Consider the following 26,005-nt stretch of genomic DNA (forward strand, 5'->3'; position numbering starts at 1 on the left):
GGGAAGCAGTCCGTCAAGGCTGGACCACGTCATCACGTTCCACAAGCCCGGAAGGCAACCATGAACACCACACCCACCGACCTCCCCGGCGGCACCTGGACCCTCGGCGACCGCACCGTCGCCCGCTTCGGCTACGGCGCCATGCAGCTCGCCGGCCCCTGGGTCATGGGACCGCCGAAGGACCACGACGCCGCGATCGCCGTGCTCCGAGCTGCCGTCGCGAGCGGCATCACCCACATCGACACCGCCGAGACCTACGGCCCCCGCGTGGTCAACGGCCTCATCAAGGAGGCCCTGCATCCGTACGCCGAAGACCTGCTCATCGCGACGAAGGCCGGCGGACGACGGGATGCCGACGGGGGCTGGCCCGCGGCGAGGAAGCCCGACGAACTCCGCGCGCAGATCGACGACAACCTCGACCAACTCGGTGTCGACACACTCGATCTCGTCCACCTCCGCCTCGGCGACGCCGACGGCCCCGTCGCGGAGGACGTCACCGAGGCGATGGCCACGCTCGTCGACCTGCGAGAGCAGGGGCTCATCCGGCACCTCGGCGTCAGCAACGCCACCGCGGACCAGGTCGCCCAGGCGCGCGGCATCGCGCCGATCGTCTCCGTGCAGAACATGTACAACCTCGCCAACCGGTGGGACGACGACCTGATCGACGAACTCGCCGCGGACGGGGTCGCGTACATCCCGTTCTTCCCCCTCGGCGGCTTCAGCCCGCTCCAGACCGACGCACTCTCGGCCGTTGCGAGCCGGCTCGGCTCGACACCGATGTCCGTCGCCCTCGCCTGGCTGCTCCGGCGGTCGCCGAACATCCTCCTCATCCCCGGCACCTCGTCCACGCAGCACCTCCACGAGAACATCGCAGGTGCCGGAATCGAGCTGTCCGGAGACGACCTGCGCGATCTCGACAGCGTCGCGGGCTGACTCCTGGTCGACCCAGCGTGCGACACCGCCGGTGGCGCGTCGTGCAACCGGAGCGGGGCGGACGGGAGGGGCGCGCCGGCGCCGGGGCGCGCCTCCAGGACGGAGCGGCCGGAGCGGCCGAGCCGCGTCTACCGGGCGCGCTGGGCGTGGGCGACCGCCCACAGGCCGACGGCGCTCGCCGCGGCCACGTTGAGCGAGTCGACGCCGTGCGCCATCGGGATCCGGACGGTCGTGTCGGCGGCGGCGACGGCCTCGTCGGTGAGGCCCTGCCCCTCCGTGCCCATCACGAGCGCGACCTTCGCCGGGACGTCGGCGACGAAGGCGTCGAGGTCGACCGAGCGGTCGGTGAGCGCCATCGCCGTCAGGTGGAAGCCCTCGGCGCGCAGCTCGTCGGCCGCCGCGGGCCACTCGCCGATCCGGGTCCAAGGCACCTGCAGCACGGTGCCCATGCTCACGCGGACACTCCGGCGGTAGAGCGGGTCGGCGCACCGCGGGCTGACGAGCACCGCGTCGGCACCGAGGCCGGCGACGCTCCGGAACACCGCGCCGACGTTGGTGTGGTCGACGATGTCCTCGAGGACGACGACGAGCCGTGCGTCGCGCACGACCTCGGCGACCGAGGGCAGCTCCGGCCGGTGCATCGCCGCGAGGGCCCCGCGGTGCATCCGGAAGCCGGTGAGCTCCTGGAGCAGGGCGTCGGGACCGACGAAGACCGGGCCGTCGTGCTCGGCGACCAGCGGCAGCACGCTGTCCAGCCACTTCTCCTGCACCAGGACGCTGCGCGGGACGTGTCCGGCGCGGACGGCCCGCTCGATGACCGTGTTCGACTCCGCGATGTACAGACCGCCCTCGGGCTCCGAGACCCGACGCAGCGCGACGTCCGTCAACCGGGCGAAGTCGTCGAGGCGGGGGTCGTCGAGGGAGTCGATGCGGACGGCGTGCACGGGGCTCGATTCGATGGCGTGACAGGGGAAGTGACCGTGGCGGTCGGCTGTTGAGGGTACCGTGAAGCCGATGCCTCCGAGTGACGAGTCCACCACCGCGGTCGACCTCGACCGAGCCGTCGAGCTCCTCGCCGGCAAGCGCATCGCCGTGCTCTCCGGCGCCGGGCTGAGCACCGACTCCGGCATCCCCGACTACCGCGGCGAGGGCCGGGCCGTCCGCAAGCCGATGACCTTCCAGGAGTTCCGGTCCGACCCGGCGAAGCGGCAGCGCTACTGGGCCGGGTCGCACCTCGGCTGGCGCACCTTCGCCGCCGCACGACCGAACGCCGGCCACGAAGCGCTCGCCGCGCTCGAACGGGACGGCATCGTCACCGGCGTCGTCACGCAGAACGTCGACGGCCTGCACCTCCGGGCCGGGTCCCGACGGGTCGTCGAGATCCACGGGTCGATGGACCGCGCGGTGTGCCTGACGTGCGGACAGGTGTTCTCGCGTGCCGACCTGGCCGCCGTGCTCGACCGCCTCAACCCCTGGATCGACGAGCCCGGCTCCGTGCAGCTCCAGCCGGACGGCGACGTCGAGATCACCGAGGTCGAGCGCTTCCGGGTGCCGGACTGCTCGGTGTGCGGCGGTGTCCTGAAGCCCGACGTGGTGTTCTTCGGCGAGTTCGTGCCCGCCGAGAAGTTCCGCGAGGCCGTCTCCATCGTGGCCGAGGCCGACGCCTTCCTCGTGGTCGGGTCCTCGCTCACGGTGAACTCCGGCGTGCGGCTCGTCGACCACGCCACCCGACGCAAGCACCCGGTCGTGATCGTGAACCGTGGCACCACCCGGTCGGACCGACGCGCCGCGGTGAAGCTCGACGCGGGGACCACCGAGACGCTGCAGGCCCTGGCGGAGCGGCTCGACCCCGAGACGCTCACCGCGACCACGGAGGCCGCCGACTCCGGTCTGCGATGATCGACCGGTGACGACCCTCCTCTACCTCGTCCGGCACGGCGAGACCGACTGGAACGCGCAGCGACGCATCCAGGGCTCGACCGACATCCCCCTCAACGACACCGGACGCGCGCAGGCCGCAGCGACCGCGTCGCTCCTGACCCGGCGGTCGTTCGACGCCGTCGTGGCGTCGCCGCTGTCCCGGGCGTTCGAGACCGGCTCGATCATCGCCGAGCGGCTCGGGCTCGACGTCCCCGCGACGTACGCCGGCCTGGCGGAGCGCTCCTACGGCGAGGCCGAGGGCCTGACCGACGACGAGGTCGTCGCCCGCTACCCGCACGACGACGTCCCCGGTCGGGAGTCCCGCTCCGCGCTGCTCGCCCGCGCCACCGAGACACTCGCCGAGATCGCGGTCCGGTACGACGCCGGCACCGTGGTCGTCGCCACGCACGGCGCGGTGATCCGCAGCGTCGTGAACGCTGCCGCTCCCGGCACGGCCGACCGGCACAGCACGCTCATCCGCAACGGTTCGGTGCACTCCTTCCGCTGGGACCCCGAGCGGTTCCGGGCCGAGCTCGTGCGGTTCGACGACCCGATCGACGAGGTCTCGGACGAGCCGGGCAGTGCGGCGTTCGCGACGCAGAACCCGCTCGAGCGGCGCGGCTGACGCTCGCGCCCGGGTCGGCGCCGGCCGCGTCTGCCGGCCCGGACGCCGGAACCGTCGGCCCCGGGCAGTGACGCCGGACTAGGCTCCTGGACACCCGACGACCGGTCGGGCGAGGGAGCACCATGAGCATCGACGGAAGCGGCGGTCCGAGGCCCGGACGGCCCGGACGCCCCGAGGTCCAGGACGACGACGACCTCGACCGTGCCTTCGGCCACGACACCGCCTCCGTCGCGACGGCTCCCCCGCGACAGCGTGTGCGCCGAGGAGCGCTGGTCGGCGTGTTCGTCGTGGCCGCCGTCGGCCTGCTCGCCGTCGCGCTCCTCTCGATCGTCGGCAGCGTGCAGAACGGTGTCGGCGGGGTCTTCCCCCGCCCGGACGCGGCGCAGCAGCGGTTCGACACCGCGGCACGTGACGTCCGAGGTGTGCAGGACGTGCGGGCCGACGACCCGGTGAAGACCTCGTTCGCGAGCTACGACGTCGTGTCCACGGTCACGGTGGACCCGGCACTGGCGGACGGGCAGCGCGACGCCGTGGTCCGGGCCCTCGTCCGCGCGGCGCAGGAGACCAGCGGGAACGGCGTGCGGGTCTGGGCCGTGGTCGACCTCGGCCCGATCGAGGTCGGCGTCTCCGGCGACCGCGAGGTGACCGAGCGCCGACTCGACCTCGCCCGCGCCGTCGACGCGATCGGTGGGGTCCGCACGGTGCGCTGCTCGTGGGCTGCCACACCCTCGGACGACCCCGGGCAGCAGCGGGTGGCGCTCGGCTCGACCGGGCGGGGGCCGGCGCTCGGCGCCGTCGTCGCGAAGGCGACGCAGCAGGCGGAGGCCGCGTTCCCGGGCTCGGCCGTCACGGCGACCACCGTCCGCGGCTGACGGACGCCGCGGCTCACCAGCGCCGCGGCCGACGGGAGGCACGGTGCGGCCCCGCCATGCGCCTCCAGCCCGACCGTGTGGCGGACGGGAGGCGCGGCGCGGCCCCGCCACGCGCCTCCAGACCGACCGTGTGGCGGACGGGAGGCGCGGCGCGGCCCCGCCACGCGCCTCCAGTCCGATGGCGGCTCCGACCTACCGAGCCCGCCCGCGTGCCCGCCCGCGTGCCCGCGCCGCGACGGCCTGCTCGACGGCCTCGACGACCCGCGCCGCGGAGTCCGCCCAGCGGAACCGCGCGGCCTGGTGCAGGGACGCCGCCGATGCCTCGTCCCACCGCGCGTCCAGCCGCCGCACCGCTGCCGCGACGCCGGCCGGCGAGGACGGGTCGAAGTACTCCGCCGCGTCGCCACCGATCTCGCGGAAGATCGGGATGTCGCTGACCGCGACCGGAGTGCCGACGCCCATCGCCTCGACGAGCGGGATGCCGAAGCCCTCGTCGTGGGACGCCGTGACCAGCGCGGTGGCGGAGCGGAGGACGTCGAGGTACTCGTCGTCGGTCGCGCCGTCGTGGAAGACGATCGAGCCGGTCGGGGCGAGGCGCGTCAGGCGGCGGCGGTCGGCCTCGGACACCCGGGACATGCAGTGCAGCGTCCAGTCGGCCCCGAGCAGCGGGAGCGCCTCGGCGAGGGTCTCGACGTTCTTGTACGGCATGAAGGAGCCCATGTAGACGAGCGTCTGCTGCCGCGCTCCCCCGCTCGGCCGGGGCTCGGCCGGGTCGGCGGCGTTGTACGCGACCGTGACGGGACGCTTCGTGAGCCGGTGTTCGGCGATCAGGCCGGCAGTCGTACCGGACACCGTGACGACGCCGTCGGCGCCGTTCAGCAGCACCCGCTGCGGGACCCAGCTGAGGTGGAAGGCCCGCCAGCCGAGCCGGAGCGGCCACGAGAACTCGCGCGGCGGCGTCCGGTTGCGGTAGTAGATCAGGTCGTGGAGCGTCAGCACGAGGGCGTAGCGCCGGCCACGGGACCCCATCGTCTGCATCGGCGAGAAGACCGCGTCGAGGCCGAGCCGGTTGACGTGCCGGGCGACGAGCGGCTCGCCGGCGTCGGTCGGTGCCGGCAGGAGCGCCCACGGCATCCCCGGCGGCAGGGACTCGAGCTGGCGTTCGTCGTGCACGAGCAGGGTGTGGTCGTGCCGGTCGGGCAGGTGCGCGACGATGCCCGCGGTGAAGCGGCTGATCCCGTCGTGCCGACCGATCCGCACGTAGCGGCAGTCGATGCCGATCCGGAGCCGCGTCACGAGGCAGCCTCGTCGGTCGACGGGCCGGTGGCCGCGGGCCGGTCGGCCCCGTCGGTCGAGGGGCCGGCGGCCGTGGGTCTGGCCGCCGCGGGCTTGTGCTGGCGCCCGCGTCCTGGCCTCGTCGCGGGCGTGTCCGCCATCCGCCGGAGCACCGCGTCGGCAGCGGCACCCGGCGTCTCGTAGTGCACGAGGTGCCCGACGTCCGGGACGACGACGAGCTCGGCGTCGGTGAGCCGGTCGGCCAGGGCACGTTGCTCCGGGACCGCGGTGATGTCGTCGTGCTCGGCGGCGACCAGCAGCACCGGCACGGCGATCCGGTCGGCGTACTCGGAGACGTCGTGCGTGACGGAGGTGCGGAACGCCTCGAGGACGCTCCGTCGGTCGGCGAAGGCGGAGAAGTACCGGTCGTGCTGGTCGTGCACCCACCGGCGCAGGTCACGGTCGTGCGACTTGAGCATGGCGACGCTCATCGCCCGCACGATGCCGGCGTTGCGGAGCAGACCGAGGCCGAGCGGCTTCGGCAGGAGCGCTCCCGCGCGGTAGTAGCCGATGGCGACGGCGGTGGCGATCCCCCGCGGACCCTGCAGCGCCGGAGCGGCGATCGGGTTCACGAGCACGAGGAGGCGGGTGTCCAGTCCCCCGGCGACGGCCGCCGCGACGACGATCGACCCGAAGGAGTGGCCGAGCACCACCGCGGCGCGCGTCAGGCCGAGGGCCGCGTGGAAGGCGGTGAGCCAGCCGGCGTAGGCGTCGATGTCCGAGGTCGGCAGCGGGTCGGACACGCCGAAACCCGGCAGGTCCGGCACGACGACGCGGACCCCGGCGGCGTGGTCGGCGGCGCGCCCGGCGCGCCCGGCGCGCCCGGCGTGCCCGGCCCGCTCGGCGCGCCCGGTGTGCTCGGGGGCGACGAGGTGCGCCGCGATCGTCTCGAGCCCGTGGTGGTCGCCGCGGAACCCGTGCACCGCGAGGACGGTCTCGGCGGCGTCGGCCGGTCCGTACTCCCAGTAGTGGGTGGTGCGGCCGTCGACCTGCACGGCCCGGTGCACGACCGGGGTGGCGGCCATGAGCGACTGGTACGGGGAGAGCACGGGCGGTTGCATCCCGGCCAGTCTACGAACGGCGCGCGGGAACCCGCGGACAGTCGCAGGGTCACGCGCCTATCGTGTCCGGGGCGGGCCCTGCCGCCGGTCCGCCGTACATCGACGAGGAGCACGGTTGACCTTCACAGCCCCGATCCAGCTGCCCGGACTGACCCTCGACCCGCAGTGGCACAAGCGGTCGGTCTTCTACGAGTGCATGATCCGTTCGTTCGTCGACTCGAACGGCGACGGCATCGGCGACATCCAGGGCGTCATCGGCAAGCTCGACTACCTGCAGTGGCTCGGCGTCGACGCGCTCTGGCTGCCGCCGTTCTTCCAGTCGCCGATGCGCGACGGCGGCTACGACATCCAGGACTACAAGGCGATCCTGCCGGAGTTCGGCACGCTCGACGACTTCCGCGAGCTCGTCACGAAGTCGCACGAGCGCAACATGCGGATCGTCATCGACATGGTCCTCAACCACACGAGCGACCAGCACGAGTGGTTCCAGCAGTCCCGCGAGGACCCGGACGGCCCCTACGGCGACTTCTACGTCTGGCGCGACACCGACGAGCACTACCAGAACATCCGCATCATCTTCGTGGACACCGAGGAGTCGAACTGGACGTTCGACCCGGTCCGCCGGCAGTTCTTCTTCCACCGGTTCTTCTCGCACCAGCCCGACCTCAACTACGAGAACCCGGCCGTGGTCGAGGCCGTGTACGACGTCGTCCGGCACTGGCTCGACATGGGCGTCGACGGGCTCCGGCTCGACGCGATCCCCTACCTGTTCCAGTCCGAGGACGGCAACGGCGAGGGCGAGCCGGAGACGCACGAGTTCATCAAGAAGCTCCGTGCGATGGTCGACGACGAGTACCCGGGGCGCGTCCTCCTCGCCGAGGCGAACCAGTGGCCGCGCGAGACGGCGGCGTTCTTCGGCACCGACGAGGAGCCGGAGTGCCACATGGCGTTCGACTTCCCGGTGATGCCCCGCATCTTCTACTCGCTCCGCGCGCAGCACGCCGCCGAGCTCAAGGCGATCCTCTCCGAGACCCTCGACGTGCCCGAGAAGGCCGCCTGGGGCGTCTTCCTCCGCAACCACGACGAGCTGACGCTCGAGATGGTGAGCGAGGAGTACCGGCAGGCGATGTACGGCTGGTACGGCTACGACCCGCGGATGCGCTCGAACATCGGCATCCGTCGTCGGCTCGCGCCGCTGCTCGACAACTCCCGCGCGGAGCTCGAGCTCATCCACGCGCTGCTGTTCTCGCTGCCCGGGTCGCCGTTCCTCTACTACGGCGACGAGATCGGGATGGGCGACAACATCTGGCTGCCGGACCGCGACTCCTCGCGCACGCCGATGCAGTGGACGCCGGACCGCAACGCCGGGTTCTCGACCGCCGACCCGGGCAAGCTCTACCTGCCGGTCGTGCAGTCGCTCGTCTACAACTACGCGCAGGTGAACGTCGAGGCGCAGCTGGCGCAGTCCCGCTCGCTGCTGCACTGGGTCCGCAACGTCATCCACGTCCGCAAGGCCCACCCCGTCTTCGGCATGGGCACGCTCGCGGTCCAGGAGACGTCCAACGACTCGGTGCTCGCCTTCGTCCGTTCGTGGGAGGGGTCGGGGCAGCAGTTCGGTCCGTCCGCCGAGGACGTCCTCTGCGTCTTCTCGTTCGCCACGAACCCGACGTCGGTGACGATCACGGCACCGGAGTACGCGGGTCGGCCGCTGTACGACCTCTTCGGCGGCGGGTCCTTCCCGTCCTTCGACGAGGACGGCACCGTGACGCTCACGATGGGCACACAGTCCTTCTACTGGCTGCACATCGGGGCACCGACCGGCGCGTAGGCGGTCGCCCCGGTGCGGTCTGGAGGCGCGGCTCGCCCGGTGCAGGGCGGGTCGCGTCCGGCGTGTCGGTGCGTCCCGTTAGCGTGGGTCGCGTGACGTACTCCACTGCAGCGCTCGACACACCAGCCCCCGCCTCCGGCGCGGTGCAGGACCTGACCGGTCGCCCGTGGTGGCACGCGCTCGGCGTCTTCGACCTCGAGACCACCGGCGTCGACGTCGAGACCGCGCGGATCGTCACGGCCCACGTCGGGCTGATCGACATGACCGGCCGCTCCATCGTCGAGGGCGCGTGGATCGCCGACCCCGGGGTCGAGATCCCCGAGGGCGCGGCGGCCGTGCACGGGTACACCACCGAGCGCGCCCGGGCCGAGGGGCGTCCGGCCGGCGAGGTCGTGGCCGAGATCGTCGCCGCGGTCGAGGCCGTCTTCGCGCGCGGGATCCCGCTCGTGATCTACAACGCCCCGTACGACCTCACCGTCCTCGACCGAGAGGCGAAGCGCCACGGCATCGCCTCGCCGGTGATCGGCAACGTCGTCGACCCGCTCGTCATGGACAAGGCGCTCGACACCTACCGGAAGGGCAAGCGCACGCTCGAGGCGGCGTCCGCCCTGTACGGCGTCACGCTCGACGACGCACACGACGCCGGGGCCGACGCCGTGGCCGCCGGCCGCGTCGCGCAGGCAATCGCCGCCAAGTACCCGGACGAGCTCGGCGTGACGGCGGAGGAGCTGCACCGCAAGCAGGTCGCCTGGTGCGCCGACCAGGCCTCGTCGTTCCAGGACTACATGCGGAAGCAGCGCGACCCGTCGTTCACCGCGGACGGCCGCTGGCCGCACCGCGGGACAGCGTCGAGCATGTAGCATCGCGGCGGGGGCGCGTTCGACTGTGAGCGTCCTCATCCGCCGCTGGACGACGCACTGACCGGGAGACCGCACCACGTGTTCTTGAAGACCTTCGGATGGTCGCTCGCGATCACCGTCATCGCCCTCGCCACCGCCCTGGTCTACGGCGGGTGGAGCGCCGTCATCATCACGCTGATCCTCGGCGTGCTCGAGATCAGCCTGAGCTTCGACAACGCGGTCGTGAACGCGCGCATCCTCGAGCGGATGAACCCGTTCTGGCAGCGGATGTTCCTCACCGTGGGCATCGTCATCGCGGTGTTCGGCATGCGGGTGCTCTTCCCGCTGCTCATCGTCGGCGTCACGGCGCAGCTGAACCCGGTCGAGGCCGTGCAGCTCGCGCTCGAGAAGGGCCCGATCGACGAGCCGGGCACCTACGCGTACCTGCTGCACGAGGCGCACCCGCAGATCGCGGCCTTCGGCGGCATGTTCCTCCTGATGATCTTCCTCGACTTCATGTTCGAGGACCGCGACATCCTCTGGCTGAAGTGGCTCGAACGGCCGCTGCTGTTCGTCGGCAAGCTGCCGATGGTGAACGTCGTCATCGCGCTCGTGCTGCTCGCCGTCTTCGCCATCTCGTCCGGCGACCACCAGAGCGTGGTCCTCGTCGCGGGCATCGCCGGCCTCGTGACCTACTTCCTCGTCACCGGGCTCGGCGGCCTCTTCGACGTCGACGACCCCGAGGACGAGGGCGATGCGCTCGAGAGCAACGCGCACATGGTGGCCGAGGCCGACCGCATCGCGAAGAAGCGCCGCGTCGGGCACGTGGCCGGTCGCGCGGCCTTCCTGCTGTTCCTCTACCTCGAGGTCATCGACGCGTCGTTCTCGTTCGACGGCGTGATCGGCGCGTTCGCGATCACCGCAGACCCGATCATCATCGCGCTCGGCCTCGGCCTGATCGGCGCGATGTTCGTCCGCTCGCTCACGGTGTTCCTCGTCCGCCAGGGCACCCTCGACGAGTTCGAGTACCTCGACCACGGCGCGCACTGGGCGATCGGCGCCCTCGCGCTCATCCTGCTCGTGACGATCACGACCGAGGTCAACGAGGTCGTCACCGGTCTCATCGGCGTCGTGTTCATCCTCGCGGCGTTCGCCTCCTCGGTCGTCCGCAACCGGCGGAAGGCCGCCGAGCGCACGGACGAGCCGGCCGCCCTCGTCCACTGAGCCGCGTCGTACCGACTCCGCACCACGTTCCGCACCCCGCTCCGACGAAAGGTCACACCATGGGTCTCAGCCTCCAGAAGGGTCAGTCGCTCTCCCTGACGAAGCAGGACGGCAGCGCACTGTCGCGCGTCCGACTCGCACTCGGGTGGGACGCCGTCGCGACGAAGCGCGGGCTCTTCGGCGGTCGCAAGGAGGCCGAGGTCGACCTCGACGCGTCCGCGATCTTCTTCGACGCGCAGGGCACGCCGGTCGACTACGTCTGGTTCAACCAGCTCCGCAGCAAGGACGGCTCGGCGCAGCACACCGGTGACAACCTCACGGGGGCCGGCGAGGGCGACGACGAGACCATCCGCATCGACCTGGGCGCCGTGCACCCCGCGGTCGCGCAGATCGTGTTCGTGATCAGCAGCTACAGCCGGCAGACGTTCGACAACGTGCAGAACGCGTTCTGCCGGGTGGTCGACGACTCGACGCCCGGCGCCCCCGAGGTCGTCCGGTACCAGCTCACCGAGTCCGGGCCGCACACCGCGATGGTGATGGCCAAGGTCTCCCGCGGTACCGGCGGCTGGACCTTCGCCGCGATCGGCGAGCGGGCGAACGGGCGGACCGTGCAGGACCTCGTCGCGCCGGCCGCGGCCGCACTCTGAGCCGTCCGGAAGGAACCACCGCCATGGCGACGCTCTCCCTCTCCAAGGGCAACAACCTCTCCCTCACGAAGACCGACCCCGGCCTGCGCCGGGCGATGATCGGCCTCGGCTGGGACCCGCGCACGACCGCGGGCGAGCAGTTCGACCTCGACGCCTCCGCGCTGCTCGTCGGCGCGAACGGCCGGGTCCGCTCGAACGACGACTTCATCTTCTACAACCAGCTCCAGTCCGCCGACGGCGCGGTCGTCCACCAGGGCGACAACCGCACCGGCGAGGGCGAAGGCGACGACGAGCAGATCCTCATCGACCTCGACGCGGTCGCTCCGGACGTCGAGCGCGTCGTCATCGTCGTGACCATCGACCAGGCGGACGCCCGTCGGCAGAACTTCGGCCAGGTCCGCGGCGCGTTCTGCCGGGTCGTGAACGACGAGACCGGCAACGAGGTCGTCCGCTTCGACCTCACCGAGGACGCCGCCTCCGAGACCGGCATGATCTTCTCGGAGATCTACCGGTACAACGGGGAGTGGAAGTTCCGCGCCGTCGGGCAGGGCTACGCCACCGGACTCCGCGGCGTGGCGACCGACTTCGGCGTCGTCCTCGACTGACCCAGCTCGTCCCCGAGACAGCACCGACCGAACCACCTGGAAGGACCCGACCATGGCAGGACTCTCGCTCGCCAAGGGCAACAACCTCTCGCTCACCAAGACGAGCCCCGGCCTGACCGTCGCGACCGTCGGGCTCGGCTGGGACCCGCGCACGACGTCGGGCGAGCAGTTCGACCTCGACGCGTCGGCGCTCCTGCTCGGCGAGTCCGGCAAGGTCCGCTCGGACGCCGACTTCATCTTCTACAACCAGCCGCGCAGCGCCGACGGGGCCGTGGAGCACAAGGGTGACAACCGCACCGGCCAGGGCGACGGTGACGACGAGCAGATCTCGATCGACCTGCAAGCGCTCCCCGCCGACGTCGTCCGCGTCGTCATCGCCGTCTCGATCGACCAGGGCGAGGCCCGCCGCCAGAACTTCGGCCAGGTCCGCAGCGCCTACTCCCGCGTGCTCGACCAAGACGGCACCGAGATCGTGCGCTACGACCTCTCCGAGGACGCCGCGCCCGAGACCGCGATGATCTTCTCCGAGGTCTACCGCAACGGTGCCGAGTGGAAGTTCCGCGCCGTCGGTCAGGGCTACACGACCGGCCTCGCCGGCATCGCGACCGACTTCGGCGTCCAGCTCGGCTGAGCCGGGCACCACGACACGACCGCCCAGACGACACAGGAGACCACCGATGCCCGGACCCCTCGCTCCGCCGGAGCCCGCCGACTCGTCCGAGGACGCCCTCGTCCTCCGGCCCGCCGACGCGGCCGAGACGGTCACGCCCGACGACGCGCCCGGCATGGTCCCGGTCGACGCATCCCGTCAGGCTGCGATCGCGGCGCAGGCGCGCGAGTTCGTCGACGAGGTCGCGGCGCTCGACCCCCGCTCTCCGGAGTTCGGTCAGAAGGTCGACGGCATCAACCAGATCGCCGGCAGCGAGATCGCCCGCTCGGGCGGCTTCTCGTCGCGGATGCTCGAACGGTCGCAGTCCTCGGTGGCGGGCGCCCGTCGCACCGGGGACAGTGCCCAGGTCAAGGTGGCGACGACGCTCGGCGACCTCCGCTCCACCGTCGAGGACCTCACGCCGAACCAGGCTGACCTGAGCACCGGACGCAAGATCCTCGGCATGATCCCGGGCGGCAACAAGCTCGCGAAGTACTTCCAGCGCTACGAGTCCGCGCAGACCCAGCTCGACCGCATCATCAAGTCGCTCATGGCCGGGCAGGACGAGCTCCGCAAGGACAACGCCACTCTCGCCGACGAGAAGGTGCAGCTCTGGGAGACCATGCAGCAGCTGAGCGAGTACGCGGTGTTCGCGAAGGCCCTCGACCAGGCCACCGTCACCAAGGTCGAGTCGCTCCGGAACGCCGGCCGGGTCGACGAGGCACAGAAGCTCGAGTCGGACGTGCTCTTCCCGGTGCGGCAGCGGCACCAGGACATCCTCACCCAGCTCGCCGTGTCGGTGCAGGGCTACCTCGCGATGGACCTCGTCCGGAAGAACAATACCGAGCTCATCAAGGGCGTCGAGCGAGCCCGGACCACCACGATCGCGGCGCTCCGCACGGCCGTCGTCGTCGCGCAGGCGCTCGCGAACCAGCGGATGGTGCTCGACCAGATCGATGCCGTGAACAACACCACGAACGCGATGATCCTGCAGACCAGCGAGATGCTGCGCGACCAGACGACCCGCATCCACCAGCAGGCCACGAGCTCCGGCGTCAGCGTCGAGACGCTGCAGCGGGCCTTCGACAACGTCTTCCAGACGATGGACGCGATCGACTCGTTCCGCTCCGAGGCCGCCAAGAACATGTCCTCGACGGTGAGCGCGCTCGAGGCCGGCATCCAGCGGGCGAAGCCGTACCTCGAGCGCGCGGTGCAGTCCGACGACGACCCCCGGTCGGTCGGCCGATGACCCGGACGGTCGCGCACCGTGCGTGACCGACTCCGCGCGCTGTTCGGGCGCGACGACGACCGCGACGACGCGGAGCGGCACCAGGACCGGCCCGCCGCGACTCCCGAGGAAGCCGCCGCGGCCGCCGCGGCGCGCATCGACGTCCGTGGGGCCGGTGGCGCGGTGGACGACCATGCGGTGGCGGCCGGGCTCGACGACCTGCGGGCGTACGTGCGCGCCGCCGGCGCCGACCTGCCGACCGTGATCTCGTCGCGGATCCGACACGTCGAGGACCTCCTCCGCGAGGCCGCGGGCACGACCGTCGCCCGCGGGGCCTCCACCGAGCAGCGTTACCTCTTCCAGGCGGTCGTCGACGACTACCTGCCGACCCCGGTCCGGACCTACCGGTCCCTGCCGGCGTCCGACCGACAGGACGACACCCCGGCCACCCGGACCCTCGCGGAACAGCTCGACGTCGTCGCCGGGACCGTCGAGGACATGCACGAGCAGATCAGGAGCGGAGCCATCGCCGAACTCTCCACCCACGGGCGCTTCCTCCGTGACCGCCTCGGCGACGGCGACGCGGGTCTCCGTCTCCGCGGAGCGGACTCGTGAGCGGGCGGCTCGTCCCCGGCGCGAACGCGGCCCTCACCGCCGAGAACCCCGGGCTCGACGCCGTCGTCGTCGGGATCGCCTGGGACCAGATCGTCAGTCGCGGCCCCTCGGCAGAGCTCGTGCCGGTCGCCCTGGTGTGCGGCGCCGACGGCCTCGTGCTCTCCGACGAGGACCTCGTGTTCTTCAACCAGCTCGAGAGCGCCGACGCCTCGGTCCGGTACCTCGACGAGTCCGACGACGAGGAGATCGACGTCGACCTCGCGTCGGTCCCGGACGTGGTCGACAAGATCGTCTTCGCGGTCTACCTCGACCCGGACCGACGCTCCCCCACGAACTTCGGATCCGTACGGTCGATGTCGATCCGCGTCAGCACGACCGACGGCCGCGAACTCGTGTCCTTCGCGCTGCCGTCCGACCGCAACCACACCATCGACGCGGTGATCCTCGGCGAGCTCTACCGGCACCGCGCGGACTGGAAGTTCCGCGCAGTCGGGCAGGGCTACACCACGGGGCTCACCGGGTTGCGCAACGACCACGGCATCGGCCGTCGCCGATGACGTCCGCACACCCCTGGCTCCGGCGACGCGTCCGCCCAGTGCCGTCCGCGCTGGCTGCGCCGCCGTCCGCTGCGCCGCCGTCCGCTGCGCCGCCGTCCGCTGCTCCGCCGTCCGCTGCTCCGCGCCCCGCGGCTCCGGCTCCGGCGGCTCCGGCTCCCGGCACGCCAGCCGCGCCGGTGCCGACCGGCGGCGGCCTGCAGCTGTCGTTCGGTCGCGGTCCCACCGGCTCCGCCACCGCCTCGGCCCCCGCACGCAGCGCGTCGGTCGCGTCACCACCCGCCGCGGGAGCAGCGGGCGGCACGGCGGGCGTCCCCACGCCGCGCACGGCCAGCCCGTCGCCGCGCGTGGCCGCCCGGCTCGCGGACCGCCAGCGTCGGGTGCGCCCCTTCCCGGCGCCGGACCCCAGGGACGTCCGGGTGCTCGACGCCGACTCCCCCGTCGTCCGGGTCGACCGTCGACGCTCGGCGGTGGGCACCCTCGTCGTGTCCGGCTGCACGAGCACCGTCTGGGAGAGCGTCGACCACCTCGTCGGCGCGGCCACGGTCGACGGCGGGAGCGCCGGACGCGTCGTGACGACGCCGGGCAACCGTCCGCTCGTGGGCTTCGACGACGGCAGCGTCCTCGTCGCGCTCCGGCACGTCCGCAGCCTGCGCCGCGCGCTGTTCATCGCGCGCGGCCCCGATCGGCTCACGGTCGCACTCCACGACGGCACCGCCTTCGCGGTCGACCCGGGCACGCCGGACACGATGACGATCCTCGCGCTGTCCGTGGTCGACGGCGAGGTCGAACTGCGCGCCGAACCCTTCCCCCGGGCTCCCCACGACGGCGAGGTCTTCGCCGCCTTCGGCTTCACCCTCTCCGCACCCTCGATCGGAGCCTGACCCGTGCGCCACTTCGCCGAACTCGAACGGAGCGACCCCGAGGGGCATGCGGCGTTCTTCCGCCAGCCGCCCGAGGACGTCACCCGGACGAGCCCGCCCGAGCTGCGCGCGATGGCCCTCGGCGCGACGCTGTACACACCGGGCATCCGACCCGACCTCGTGCGCGACGTCCGACGGCAGCGCGCCCTCGGCGCCGCGTCCATCGTGCTCTGCTTCGAGGACTCGGTCGCGGACGGTGACCTCCCCCGCGCCGAGGACAACGTCGACGCAGCCCTGCGGGAGCTCGCCCGCGGCGAGGACAGCACCGACCTGCCGCAGCTCTTCGTCCGCGTCCGCAGCGCGGAGCACCTCACCCGGTTCGCAGACCGACTCGGCGACGTCGCCCTCGATGCGCTGAGCGGCATCGTGCTGCCGAAGTTCGAGGCCGAGGACGGAGCTGGCGCACGGTGGTTCGACGTCCTCGACGCGCTCAACGCCGACCGCGAGGACGACCGCCGCCTCACCGTGATGCCGATCCTCGAGTCGCCGTCGATCATCCACCGCGAGACCCGGACCGAGGCGCTCACCGCGATCCGCGACCTCCTCGTCGACCGGCGCCAGGACGTGCTCGCCGTCCGGATCGGTGCGACCGACCTCTCCAGCGTCTACGGGCTCCGCCGCCCGTCACACCTGACGGTGTACGACGTCCAGATGCTGGCCTCGGTGATCGGTGACGTCGTGAACGTCCTCGGCCGGGCGCGGGACGGGTTCGTGGTGGCCGGCCCGGTCTGGGAGCACTACCCCGACTCCGACCGTGTGTTCCGCACACAGCTCCGCTCGACGCCCTTCGAGCAGGCTGGCGACCTCGCGCTCCGCCGGGAGCTCCTGCTCAAGGGCTTCGACGGTCTCCTGCGCGAGGTGACCCTCGACCGCGCCAACGGGCTCACCGGCAAGACCGTGATCCACCCGCGGCACGTCCCGCTGGTGCACGCGATGTCGGTGGTGAGCGACGAGGAGTTCTCGGACGCCTCGGACGTCCTCGCGAACACGACCGGCGGAGCGGCCGCCTCCCGGTACGGCAACAAGATGAACGAGATGAAGCCCCACCACCAGTGGGCCGTACGGACGCACCTCCGCGCCCGGGCCTTCGGCGTGGCCGCCCCCGACGTGACCTTCGTCGACCTGCTCGAACGGAGCATCCCGTGACCGTCCCCACGCCCGCCGACCTCGGGGTCGTCCTCACGGATGCTCCCCCGGTCGACGCACCGCTCGTCCCGCTCGCCGATCTCGTCCACGTCGCGCTGCGTCGCAACCCGAAGCGCGCGCACCTGCTGGTCTCCACCGTGCTCGCGAAGCACGTGCCGACCGTCCCCGCGGTGGCCCTCGCCGCTGGCGAGGCCCTCGGTGCACGGGTGGCCGACGCCCTCGACGGCGGGCGCCGGCTCGACGCCGCAACCGTGGCCCGCTTCGTCGACGTCCTCCGGACGGCCGGGCTGGCGCGGACGACGGCCGACGTCGCCGCTGCCGCCCAGGACACCGTGCACCGCACCGCGACCACGCTCCGCACCGACCTCGCCGTCCACCGTCCCGACGAGCCGGACGTGCTCGTCCTGGGCTTCGCCGAGACCGCCACGGCCCTCGGCGCGATGGTGGCCGAGGTGCTCGGCTCCCGGTACCTCCACTCCACGCGGCACGACCCCGTCGGCGCGACCGCCGCAGCAGGGTTCGACGAGGCGCACTCGCACGCGACCGCGCACCGCCTGCTCCCCGTCGACGACGACTGGCTGCCGGACGCCGGCACGGTCGTCCTCGTCGACGACGAGCTGAGCACCGGGGCGACGGCGCGCGCCACCATCCGCGAGCTGCACGCCCTCGTTCCCCAGCGGCGGTGGGTCGTCGCCGCCCTCGTCGACCTCCGCACGCCCGCTGACGTCGCCGCGACCGACGACCTCGCGGCGGAACTCGGCGTCCCGGTGACCGTCGTCGCGCTCGGGCGGGGCGCGGTCGCCCTGCCCGCCGGACTCGCGGCGGCCGCCGCGGAGGTCGTCGTCGACCACGCGGCGGCGGTGACCGACGGGGCGGCGGCGCCCAGTGCCTCCAGGCCGGACCCGGTGACCGCCGTGCCGTCCGCAGCGACCGCCGTGGACCGCTTCGGCGTCTCCGCACGACGGGTCCGGCAGCCGCGGACCGACGTCGAGGGGCTCGCGGCCGACCTCCGCGTCGCACTGGGCGAGGAGCCGGGGCGGGTCCTCGTGCTCGGCGCCGAGGAGCACATGCACACGCCGCTCGCGACGGCCGACGCGCTGCGGCGGACCGGCGTCGACGCGACGTTCTCGACCACGACGCGGTCGCCGATCGCGGTGCTGGACGACCCGGCGTGGCCGGTGCGGTCGGGCGTGCGGTTCCGGTCTCGGGAGCGGACCGTCGACGGGCCGGGCGAACGGTTCGCCTACAACGTGCGCGGGTTCGACGCGATCGTCGTGCTGCCGGAGCCGGGCACGGAGCGAGCGCTCCTCGACGACGACGACGGACTGCTCGCGGCGCTCGCCTCGGTCACGTCGCGCGTGCTCCTCGTCGAGGCGCCACTCGCCGTCGCCGCTGCCGACGGAGCCGGCGGCCCGCGCCCGCTGACCGGACCGTCGTTCGGGTCATACGAGCCCGACGACGTCACGTGGCTGTTGCAGGACCTCGCGGACGTCGCGCTCGAGGCCGACACCGCCGACCGTGAGCGAGCCATCCAGCTCGAGGGGGCGAACTACGCCGAGTCACTGCCCGTCGAGTACGTGCCGTCCGAGGCCTACGAGCGGCTGTACGAGGACGCGCTGCACCGTTCCGCGGGCCGCATGGCCGAGGCCGTCGGCGTCGTCACCGAGCTCGTGCTCCGCGACCGTCGGCGCCCGGTCCTCGTGTCGCTGGCACGCGCCGGGACGCCGATCGGCATCCTGATGCGCCGATGGGCCCAGCGACGACACGGCGTCCTCCTGCCCCACCTGACCGCGAGCATCGTCCGCGGGGTCGGCATCGACGAGACCGCTCTCCGCTGGCTCGCCGCGCACCACGACCCCGACGACGTCGTGTTCGTCGACGGTTGGACCGGCAAGGGAGCGATCACCCGCGAACTCACCGCCGCCCTCGAACGCTTCGCCGAGACGGACGGCGTCCGGTTCAAGGACGACCTCGCCGTCCTCGCCGACCCCGCCGGGTGCACGCCGCTGCACGGGACGCGCGACGACTACCTCGTGCCGTCGGCCTGCCTCAACTCCACCGTTTCCGGGCTCGTCTCCCGCACCGTCTTCAACCGGGCCGTCACGCCGCTCGGCACCCTGCACGGAGCGAAGCAGTACCGGCAGCTCGGGGCGCGCGACCACTCCCGCGCCTTCGTGGCCGCGATCGAGGACCGCTTCGACGATGCGCTCCCGCGCGTGTCCGCGGCGCTCACCGTGTCGACGGCCGAGGACCGTGCGGTCGACTGGCGGGGAATGCGGACCGTCGAGGCGATCGGCACCGAGTACGGCATCGACGACCTGCACCTGGTCAAGCCCGGCGTCGGCGAGACCACCCGCGTGCTGCTCCGACGGGTGCCGTGGCAGGTGCTCGTCCGGGACCCGTCGGACGTCGACGTCGCGCACGTCGTCGCGCTGGCCCGCGAGCGGGGCGTCCCGGTGGTGACCCGACCCGACCTCGCGTACAGCTGCGTCGGACTCATCCACCCGCTGGGCAGCCGGGTGACGGAGGCCGCCACCGCTGGCGCCGCGCCGGCCGAGACGGCCGCACCGTGACCGCCGTCGTCGGGTTCGACCTCGACCGCACGCTCGTGTACTCCGCCGCCGCGCTGCTGCTCGACGGCCCCGACGCCGAAGCCCCGCCGCTCGTCGTCACCGAGGTGTACCAGGGCGCCCCGCTCTCCTTCATGACCCGGGCCTCCGAGGAGGCACTCGCCGACCTCGCCCGCGCCGCCACCGTGGTCCCCGTGACCACCCGCACCGTGGCGCAGTTCCGCCGGATCCGGCTGCCGCTCCCCACCGAGGGGTGGGCGGTCACGACGAACGGCGCCGTCATCCTCCGCGACGGCGCGCCGGACGCCGAGTGGACCGCGACCCTCAGCGCGGACATCGCCGCCAGCTCGTCCCCGCTGCCCGAAGCCGAGGCACGCTTCCTCGCGATGCTCCCGGAGGACGCCCTGCTCCGGAACCACCGCGCCGAGGAGCTGTTCGTCTACGCCGTCGTCGACCGCGCGGCGCTGCCCGACGGTGCGCTGTACGCGCTCACCGACGCCCTCGAGGAACTCGGCTGGGTCGTCTCGCTCCAGGGCCGCAAGCTGTACGCCGTGCCGCAGGCGATCCGGAAGGAGCGTGCACTCGCCGAGGTCGCCGCGCGCGTCGGCGCGACCACCTCGGTGGCGGCTGGCGACTCGCTGCTCGACCGGGACATGCTCGCGTGGGCGGACGTGGCGCTCCGTCCTGCGCACGGGGAGCTGCACGCGGCGGGCTGGACCGCGCCGCACTGCTCCGTGACCCGTGCATCGGGGGTCCTGGCAGGCGAGGAGCTCGTCCGCCTGGCTGCCGCTGCGGTCGCGGTCGAGCGCGCCTGAGGCGGGCGGGGGCTGCGCCGCGTCGCGGGGCACTGCGTCCGTCGGGAGGAACGGTGCCGCCCCGCCCCGCCCCGCGCCTCCCGCCCGTGACGCGCGGACGGGAGGCGCCGCGCCCGCCCGCCACGCGCCTCCCGCCCGTTCCTTCCCAGAGCGCCCGCGAGGGTAGGTGGTTCCGGGCGTACCTGGTCGGAAGTTCCCGCCCGCTCCGCCCGTTCCCGCCAGGTACGCCCGTTCCCACCGGGCGCCCCGCCCCGCCCGACGTCGCCCCGCCCCGGCGTCGCCGCGCCCGCCCCGGCCGCCACCGCCCGCACCCAGCAACGCAGAACGGGCGGCCCTCCCGAAGGAGGACCGCCCGTCCGAGCGCGAACGCGGACTTACTTGCTGAAGCCCTTGAAGCGCTGGTTGAACTTCTCGACGCGACCGGCCGAGTCGAGGATGCGCTGCTTGCCCGTGTAGAACGGGTGCGACGCGGACGAGATCTCGACGTCGATGACCGGGTAGGTCGCACCGTCGAGCTCGATGGTCTTGTCGCTGGTCGCGGTCGAACGCGTCAGGAACGTCTCACCGGAGGCCAGGTCGCGGAAGACGATGGCGTTGTACTCGGGGTGGGTGTCGGTCTTCATGGAGATTCCTCGGTTGCAGATGGGTCGGAGTGCGCAGGGACTCGAGTGAGCGCTGCACGGGAAGTCTGCGGCGTGCGCCAGCCGTCTACGTTACCAGAAGACCGGCCGGAACAGGAGCCGCGCCACACGGCGGGTCAGGCGGCGCGAGCGGTCCAGCGCCCGGCGTCCTTCGTGACCGTGAGCTCGACGCCGAACGCCTCGCTGAGCGTCGTCGCGGTGAGCACCTCGTCGATGGGCCCGGCCGCCTGCACGTGCCCGCCGGAGAGGACCAGCGCGTGGGTGAACCCGGCCGGGATCTCCTCGACGTGGTGCGTGACGATGACGATCGCGGGCGAGTCCCCGCTCTGGGCGTAGCCGCCGAGGGTGCGGACGAGGCTCTCGCGCGCGCCCAGGTCGAGCGACGCGGCCGGCTCGTCGAGGAACAGGATCTCGGGGTCGGTCATCACCGCCCGGGCGATCTGCACGCGCTTCTGCTCGCCGTCGCTGAGCTCGCCGAAGGTCCGCTCCGTGAAGTCCCCGAGGCCCCACTCGTCGAGCACGCGCTGGGCGCGCCGGACGTCGAGCTCCTCGTACTCCTCGTTCCAGCGACCGGTGACCGAGTACGCGGCGGTGAGCACCACGTCGACGACCTTCTCGGTCACCGGGATGCGGCGTGCGAGGGCGGTCGACGCGAACCCGATGCGCGGACGCAGCTCGAACAGGTCGGCCCCGCCGAGCTCGGTGCCGAGCACCTCGACGTCACCCGAGGTCGGGAACGTCTGGGCGCCCGCGACCTGCAGCAGCGTGGTCTTGCCGGCGCCGTTCGCACCGAGCACGACCCAGCGTTCGTCGTCCTGCACCTCCCACGAGATCCCGTCGAGGATGGTGGCCCCGTTGCGGACCACGGAGACGTCTGACAAGCGCACGACCGAGGGCATGCGACCAGCCTAGAGGTTCCGGCCGAGCACCTCGTCGTAGACCTGCCGCGTGCGCGTCGCGATCGCGTCCCAGGTGAACTCGGACTCGACGCGCAGGCGTCCGGCTCGGCCCATGAGCTTCGCGAGGCCCTCGTCCGCGAGCACCTCGTCGAGGGTCCGGGCGAGGTCGGCGACGAAGCGGTCCGGGTCGGTCGGCGTGCCCGTGCCGTCCTGGGCCTGGTCGATGGGGACGATGCGGCCGGTGAGGCCGTCGGCGACGACCTCGGGGATGCCCCCGGTGCCCGTGCCGACGACGGGGATCCCGCACGCCATCGCCTCGAGGTTCACGATGCCGAGCGGTTCGTAGACCGAGGGGCAGACGAACACGGTGCCGGAGGACAGCACGTTGACGATCTCCCGGTGCGAGAGCATCCGGTCGATCCAGACGACACCCTCGCGCTGTTCGCGCAGCGTCGAGACGAGGTCGGTGACCTCGGCCATGATCTCGGGGGTGTCGGGGGCTCCCGCGCACAGCACGATCTGCACGTCCGACGGCAGGGAGGCCACCGCGCGCAGCAGGTAGGGCAGGCCCTTCTGCCGCGTGATCCGGCCGACGAACACGACGCTGCGCTTGGACGGGTCGATCCCGAGGCCGCGCACGGCGTCCTCGTCGACCATCGGCTGCCACTCGTCGATGTCGATGCCGTTGTAGACGACGTGCACCTTCGCCGGGTCGATCGACGGGTACGACCGGAGGATGTCCGCCCGCATCGCCTTCGACACCGCGATCACGCCGTCAGCCGACTCGAACGCCTCGCGCTCCATCCAGCTCGACAGCCGGTAGCCCCCGCCGAGCTGCTCGGCCTTCCAGGGGCGGAGCGGCTCGAGGCTGTGGGCCGTGACGACGTGGGGGACGCCGTGCGTGAGCTGAGCGATGCGACCCGCCGCGTTGGCGTACCAGGTGTGCGAGTGCACCAGGTCGGCGCCCGCGACGTCGGCCGCGATGGCGACGTCGGTACCGAGCGCCTGCAGCGCGCCGTTCGCGTTCTCGAGCCCGTCCGGGGTGCGGTACGCCCACACGCCCTCTTCGTCGCGGAAGCCACCGAAGGCCCGCACCCGCACGTCCGTGTCCGTCCCCGACCGCAGCGCAGCCGTGAGCTCGGCCACGTGGACACCCGCTCCGCCGTAGACCTCCGGCGGATACTCCCTGGTCAGTAGATCGACTCGCACGGGTTCAACGTAACCGGTTCCCACTTCCACCGCATACTGTGAGCGACATGGCACCAAAGAAGGTCTTCGGCATCGTCCTCGCGGGTGGCGAGGGAAAACGGCTCATGCCGCTCACGGCCGACCGTGCGAAACCCGCCGTCCCGTTCGGCGGGAACTTCCGGCTCATCGACTTCGCGCTCTCGAACCTCGTCAACTCCGGTCTGCAGAAGATCGTCGTCCTGACGCAGTACAAGTCGCACAGCCTCGACCGCCACGTCGCGGAGACCTGGCGCATGGAGGGCCTGCTCGGGTCGTACGTCGCGTCGGTGCCGGCGCAGCAGCGACTCGGCAAGCGCTGGTTCGCGGGTTCGGCGGACGCCATCCTGCAGTCGCTCAACCTGCTGCGTGACGAGCGGCCCGACATCGTCGTCGTGGTCGGCGCGGACCACGTCTACCGGATGGACTTCCACCAGATGGTGGAGGCGCACATCGCTTCGGGCCGGAGTGCCACGGTCGCAGCGATCCGCCAGCCCATCGGTCTCGCCGACCAGTTCGGTGTGATCCAGGTCGACGCCGACGACCCGACGAAGATCGACGCGTTCCTCGAGAAGCCGAAGGACGCCGTCGGCCTCGCGGACTCCCCCGGCGAGATCCTCGCCTCGATGGGCAACTACGTCTTCGACGCCGACGCCCTCGTCGACGCGGTGCTCCGCGACGGCCAGGTCGAGGGGTCGAACCACGACATGGGCGGCGACATCGTGCCGGACTTCGTCGCGCGCGGCGACGCCGGCGTGTACGACCTCAAGCGCAACGACGTGCCCGGGTCGAACGAGCGCGACCGGTACTACTGGCGCGACGTGGGGACGATCGACTCGTTCTACGACGCCCACATGGACCTCATCGCCCCGGTGCCGGTCTTCAACCTGTACAACCAGGACTGGCCGATCTTCAACCAGCAGACGAACCTGCCCCCGGCGAAGTTCGTCCGCGACGCCAACGGCAACACCGGGTCGACGGTCGACTCGCTCGTGTCCCTCGGCTGCCTGGTGTCCGGCGCCCAGGTCGAGCGCAGCATGATCGGCCCCTGGTGCGCCATCGACTCGGGCGCGAAGGTGCTCGACTCGATCGTGTTCGAACGCGCCTCGATCGGCGCCGGCTCGATCGTGAACCGCGCGATCCTCGACAAGGACGTCGTCATCGCGCCCGGCGCGCAGGTGGGTGTCGACCGCGAGGCCGACGAGGCCCGCGGCTTCACGGTCACCGAGTCCGGCATCACCGTCGTCGGCAAGGGCGTCCGCGTCGACGCCTAGTCGCGGAGGCGCGGACCGCGTACCGGTCTGGAGGCGCGGCTGACGTCACACACGTCGGCCGCGCCTCCGTCAGTCGGTACCGTTGGTGCGTGCCGCGCTTCCTCGTCGTCCTCGATGCCGATTCCACCCTCCTCGAGGACGAGGTCATCGAACTGCTGGCCGACAGCGCCGGGACCCGGCCACGCGTCGAGGCGATCACGGAGCGCGCCATGCGCGGTGAGATCGACTTCGCGGAGAGCCTCCGGGAGCGTGTCGGGACCCTTGCGGGCCTCCAGACCGACGTGTTCCGTCGTGCACAGGAGGCGGTCCGTGTGACCCGGGGCGCCGATGAGCTCGTCCGCGGCGTGCACGCCGCCGGCGGCACCGTCGGCGTGGTTTCCGGCGGGTTCCACGAGGTGCTCGACCCGTTCGCCCGGCGACTCGGGCTGGACCACTGCCGGGCCAACCGGCTCGAGGTCGTCGACGGCGCCCTCACCGGGCGGGTGCTCGGCGACGTCGTCGACGCGCACGCGAAGGCGGCCGCGCTCCGGGAGTGGGCCGCCGCGGACGGCGTGGACGCTGCGCACACCGTGGCGGTCGGCGACGGCGCCAACGACCTCGAGATGATGCGCGTCGCGGCGCTGAGCGTGGCGTTCGACGCGAAGCCGCGGGTCCGCGAGCAGGCAGACGTCGCGGTCGTCGACCGCGACCTGTCGCCGGTGCTCGCCGCGCTCGGCCTGCGCGGCTGAGCGCGGACGGCCCGTCTCGGCTAGTGGCCCATCCCGAGGCCGCCGTCGACCGGGATGACCGCTCCGGAGACGTACCCGGCGCCGTCGCTCGCGAGGAAGAGCGTCGCGTCGGCCACGTCGTCCACGGTGCCGTACCGGCCTGCCGGGATCTGCTTCTTGAACTCGGCCTGCAGTTCCTCGGGGAGCGCGGCCGTCATGTCCGTCTGGATGAACCCCGGCGCCACGACGTTCGCCGTGATGCCGCGGGAACCGAGCTCGCGGGTGATCGAGCGCGCCATGCCGACGAGGGCCGCCTTCGACGACGCGTAGTTCACCTGGCCGACCTGGCCGTAGGCGCCGACCACGCTCGACATGAGCACGATGCGGCCGAACTTCGCCTTCATCATGCCCTTCGTCGCACGCTTCACGGCGCGGAAGGTGCCGGTGAGGTTGGTGTCGACGACGCTCGTGAAGTCCTCCTCCGACATGCGGAGCAAGAGCTGGTCGTTCGTGATGCCGGCGTTCGCGACGAGCACCTCGACCGGGCCGAGCTCGGCCTCGACCTGCGAGAACGCGGCATCGACCGAGGCGGAGTCGGTGATGTCCGCTGCGACAGTGAGCGCGCCCTCGGGCCCGCCCTGGCCGCTCCGCGAGGTGACGGCGACCCGGTGTCCGGCGGCGACGAACCGCACCGCGAGGGCGTGGCCGATGCCGCGGTTGCCGCCGGTGATCAGGACGGTACGGGGGGTGCTCATGGTCGCTCCGTTTCGGTGGGGACGGTGGTCGGCGTCGCCCAGGGAGGGCCGGACACGCCCGGACGAGCGTACCGGAGGGCGACACCGACGATCCGTCCCCCGCACTGTGCGGCGTC

26 protein-coding genes are annotated in these 26,005 nt (G+C 72.4%); 19 read left to right on the forward strand and 7 right to left on the reverse strand.

Going from position 1 to position 26,005, the window contains the following annotated elements; genetic code table 11:
* The first annotated feature begins 60 nt into the window (after nucleotides 1–60).
* Entirely contained in the window at nucleotides 61–933 is an 873-nt protein-coding gene (locus ACY3FI_RS08385; RefSeq protein WP_462547083.1) for an oxidoreductase, read from the forward strand.
* A gap of 128 nt (nucleotides 934–1,061) precedes the next feature.
* On the opposite strand, the gene ACY3FI_RS08390 is transcribed toward ACY3FI_RS08385, so the two are convergent.
* Entirely contained in the window at nucleotides 1,062–1,877 is an 816-nt protein-coding gene (locus ACY3FI_RS08390; RefSeq protein ID WP_462547084.1) for a TrmH family RNA methyltransferase, read from the reverse strand.
* 70 nt (nucleotides 1,878–1,947) lie between these two features.
* On the opposite strand from ACY3FI_RS08390, the gene ACY3FI_RS08395 reads away from it, so the two are divergent.
* The 3 genes from ACY3FI_RS08395 (at nucleotide 1,948) to ACY3FI_RS08405 (ending at nucleotide 4,350) form a co-directional block, all read left to right on the forward strand.
* Entirely contained in the window at nucleotides 1,948–2,832 is an 885-nt protein-coding gene (locus tag ACY3FI_RS08395) for a Sir2 family NAD-dependent protein deacetylase (protein WP_462547085.1), read from the forward strand.
* 7 nt (nucleotides 2,833–2,839) lie between these two features.
* On the forward strand, nucleotides 2,840–3,478 hold the full coding sequence (locus ACY3FI_RS08400) for a histidine phosphatase family protein (protein WP_462547086.1): 639 nt from the start codon (nucleotides 2,840–2,842) through the stop codon (nucleotides 3,476–3,478).
* Between the two features lie 122 nt (nucleotides 3,479–3,600).
* Nucleotides 3,601–4,350, forward strand: coding sequence for a hypothetical protein (locus ACY3FI_RS08405; protein WP_462547087.1), 750 nt, complete (start codon nucleotides 3,601–3,603; stop codon nucleotides 4,348–4,350).
* A 192-nt stretch (nucleotides 4,351–4,542) separates the two neighbouring features.
* Here ACY3FI_RS08405 and ACY3FI_RS08410 read toward each other — a convergent pair whose 3' ends face one another.
* On the reverse strand, nucleotides 4,543–5,646 hold the full coding sequence (locus ACY3FI_RS08410) for a glycosyltransferase family 4 protein (protein ID WP_462547088.1): 1,104 nt from the start codon (nucleotides 5,644–5,646) through the stop codon (nucleotides 4,543–4,545).
* Nucleotides 5,643–6,746, reverse strand: coding sequence for an alpha/beta fold hydrolase (locus ACY3FI_RS08415; RefSeq protein ID WP_462547089.1), 1,104 nt, complete (start codon nucleotides 6,744–6,746; stop codon nucleotides 5,643–5,645). Before ACY3FI_RS08415 ends, ACY3FI_RS08410 begins: the two co-directional genes overlap by 4 nt.
* A gap of 115 nt (nucleotides 6,747–6,861) precedes the next feature.
* Here ACY3FI_RS08415 and treS point away from each other — a divergent pair, with 115 nt between their 5' ends.
* The 13 genes from treS (at nucleotide 6,862) to ACY3FI_RS08480 (ending at nucleotide 20,389) form a co-directional block, all read left to right on the forward strand.
* A complete protein-coding gene (gene treS / locus ACY3FI_RS08420) occupies nucleotides 6,862–8,574 on the forward strand; it encodes a maltose alpha-D-glucosyltransferase (RefSeq protein WP_462547090.1) in 1,713 nt (570 codons plus the stop codon).
* Nucleotides 8,575–8,666: 92 nt separating this feature from the next.
* Entirely contained in the window at nucleotides 8,667–9,434 is a 768-nt protein-coding gene (locus tag ACY3FI_RS08425; RefSeq protein ID WP_462547091.1) for an exonuclease domain-containing protein, read from the forward strand.
* Nucleotides 9,435–9,512: 78 nt separating this feature from the next.
* Nucleotides 9,513–10,637, forward strand: coding sequence for a DUF475 domain-containing protein (locus ACY3FI_RS08430; RefSeq protein WP_462547092.1), 1,125 nt, complete (start codon nucleotides 9,513–9,515; stop codon nucleotides 10,635–10,637).
* 59 nt (nucleotides 10,638–10,696) lie between these two features.
* Complete coding sequence (locus ACY3FI_RS08435; RefSeq protein WP_462547093.1) at nucleotides 10,697–11,284, forward strand: TerD family protein; 588 nt, start codon at nucleotides 10,697–10,699, stop codon at nucleotides 11,282–11,284.
* Nucleotides 11,285–11,307: 23 nt separating this feature from the next.
* Entirely contained in the window at nucleotides 11,308–11,889 is a 582-nt protein-coding gene (locus ACY3FI_RS08440; RefSeq protein ID WP_462547094.1) for a TerD family protein, read from the forward strand.
* Nucleotides 11,890–11,941: 52 nt separating this feature from the next.
* Nucleotides 11,942–12,520: a TerD family protein gene (locus ACY3FI_RS08445; protein WP_462547095.1), complete on the forward strand. Its 579-nt coding sequence runs from the start codon at nucleotides 11,942–11,944 to the stop codon at nucleotides 12,518–12,520.
* A gap of 46 nt (nucleotides 12,521–12,566) precedes the next feature.
* Entirely contained in the window at nucleotides 12,567–13,787 is a 1,221-nt protein-coding gene (locus ACY3FI_RS08450; RefSeq protein WP_462547096.1) for a toxic anion resistance protein, read from the forward strand.
* Nucleotides 13,788–13,805: 18 nt separating this feature from the next.
* The gene (locus tag ACY3FI_RS08455) at nucleotides 13,806–14,381 is read left to right on the forward strand and encodes a hypothetical protein (protein ID WP_462547097.1); all 576 of its coding nucleotides are present in this window, start codon (nucleotides 13,806–13,808) and stop codon (nucleotides 14,379–14,381) included.
* Nucleotides 14,378–14,938: a TerD family protein gene (locus ACY3FI_RS08460; RefSeq protein ID WP_462547098.1), complete on the forward strand. Its 561-nt coding sequence runs from the start codon at nucleotides 14,378–14,380 to the stop codon at nucleotides 14,936–14,938. The genes ACY3FI_RS08455 and ACY3FI_RS08460 overlap by 4 nt, the downstream gene beginning before the upstream one ends.
* A gap of 176 nt (nucleotides 14,939–15,114) precedes the next feature.
* The gene (locus ACY3FI_RS08465; protein WP_462547099.1) at nucleotides 15,115–15,819 is read left to right on the forward strand and encodes a hypothetical protein; all 705 of its coding nucleotides are present in this window, start codon (nucleotides 15,115–15,117) and stop codon (nucleotides 15,817–15,819) included.
* 3 nt (nucleotides 15,820–15,822) lie between these two features.
* A complete protein-coding gene (locus ACY3FI_RS08470; RefSeq protein WP_462547100.1) occupies nucleotides 15,823–17,004 on the forward strand; it encodes an HpcH/HpaI aldolase/citrate lyase family protein in 1,182 nt (393 codons plus the stop codon).
* Nucleotides 17,001–19,577 carry a phosphoribosyltransferase domain-containing protein gene (locus tag ACY3FI_RS08475; RefSeq protein ID WP_462547101.1) on the forward strand — a complete coding sequence of 859 codons (2,577 nt, stop codon included), beginning with the start codon at nucleotides 17,001–17,003 and terminating at the stop codon, nucleotides 19,575–19,577. Before ACY3FI_RS08470 ends, ACY3FI_RS08475 begins: the two co-directional genes overlap by 4 nt.
* On the forward strand, nucleotides 19,574–20,389 hold the full coding sequence (locus ACY3FI_RS08480) for an HAD family hydrolase (RefSeq protein WP_462547102.1): 816 nt from the start codon (nucleotides 19,574–19,576) through the stop codon (nucleotides 20,387–20,389). Before ACY3FI_RS08475 ends, ACY3FI_RS08480 begins: the two co-directional genes overlap by 4 nt.
* Nucleotides 20,390–20,763: 374 nt before the next feature.
* On the opposite strand, the gene ACY3FI_RS08485 is transcribed toward ACY3FI_RS08480, so the two are convergent.
* From ACY3FI_RS08485 to glgA, 3 genes are all read right to left on the reverse strand, one after another.
* On the reverse strand, nucleotides 20,764–21,012 hold the full coding sequence (locus tag ACY3FI_RS08485; RefSeq protein WP_022905175.1) for a type B 50S ribosomal protein L31: 249 nt from the start codon (nucleotides 21,010–21,012) through the stop codon (nucleotides 20,764–20,766).
* Nucleotides 21,013–21,146: 134 nt separating this feature from the next.
* Entirely contained in the window at nucleotides 21,147–21,929 is a 783-nt protein-coding gene (locus ACY3FI_RS08490; RefSeq protein WP_462547103.1) for an ABC transporter ATP-binding protein, read from the reverse strand.
* Between the two features lie 9 nt (nucleotides 21,930–21,938).
* Complete coding sequence (gene glgA, locus ACY3FI_RS08495) at nucleotides 21,939–23,138, reverse strand: glycogen synthase (protein ID WP_462547104.1); 1,200 nt, start codon at nucleotides 23,136–23,138, stop codon at nucleotides 21,939–21,941.
* 47 nt (nucleotides 23,139–23,185) lie between these two features.
* Between glgA and ACY3FI_RS08500 the strand changes: the two genes are divergently transcribed.
* Nucleotides 23,186–24,427: a glucose-1-phosphate adenylyltransferase gene (locus ACY3FI_RS08500; protein ID WP_462547105.1), complete on the forward strand. Its 1,242-nt coding sequence runs from the start codon at nucleotides 23,186–23,188 to the stop codon at nucleotides 24,425–24,427.
* Between the two features lie 89 nt (nucleotides 24,428–24,516).
* Nucleotides 24,517–25,155: a phosphoserine phosphatase SerB gene (gene serB / locus ACY3FI_RS08505; RefSeq protein ID WP_462547106.1), complete on the forward strand. Its 639-nt coding sequence runs from the start codon at nucleotides 24,517–24,519 to the stop codon at nucleotides 25,153–25,155.
* A 20-nt stretch (nucleotides 25,156–25,175) separates the two neighbouring features.
* On the opposite strand, the gene fabG is transcribed toward serB, so the two are convergent.
* Nucleotides 25,176–25,889 (reverse strand): 3-oxoacyl-ACP reductase FabG, encoded by a 714-nt coding sequence (gene fabG / locus ACY3FI_RS08510; protein WP_462547107.1) that lies wholly within the window; start codon nucleotides 25,887–25,889, stop codon nucleotides 25,176–25,178.
* Nucleotides 25,890–26,005 lie beyond the last annotated feature (116 nt).

This window comes from Curtobacterium sp. RM9 (genome assembly GCF_054956955.1).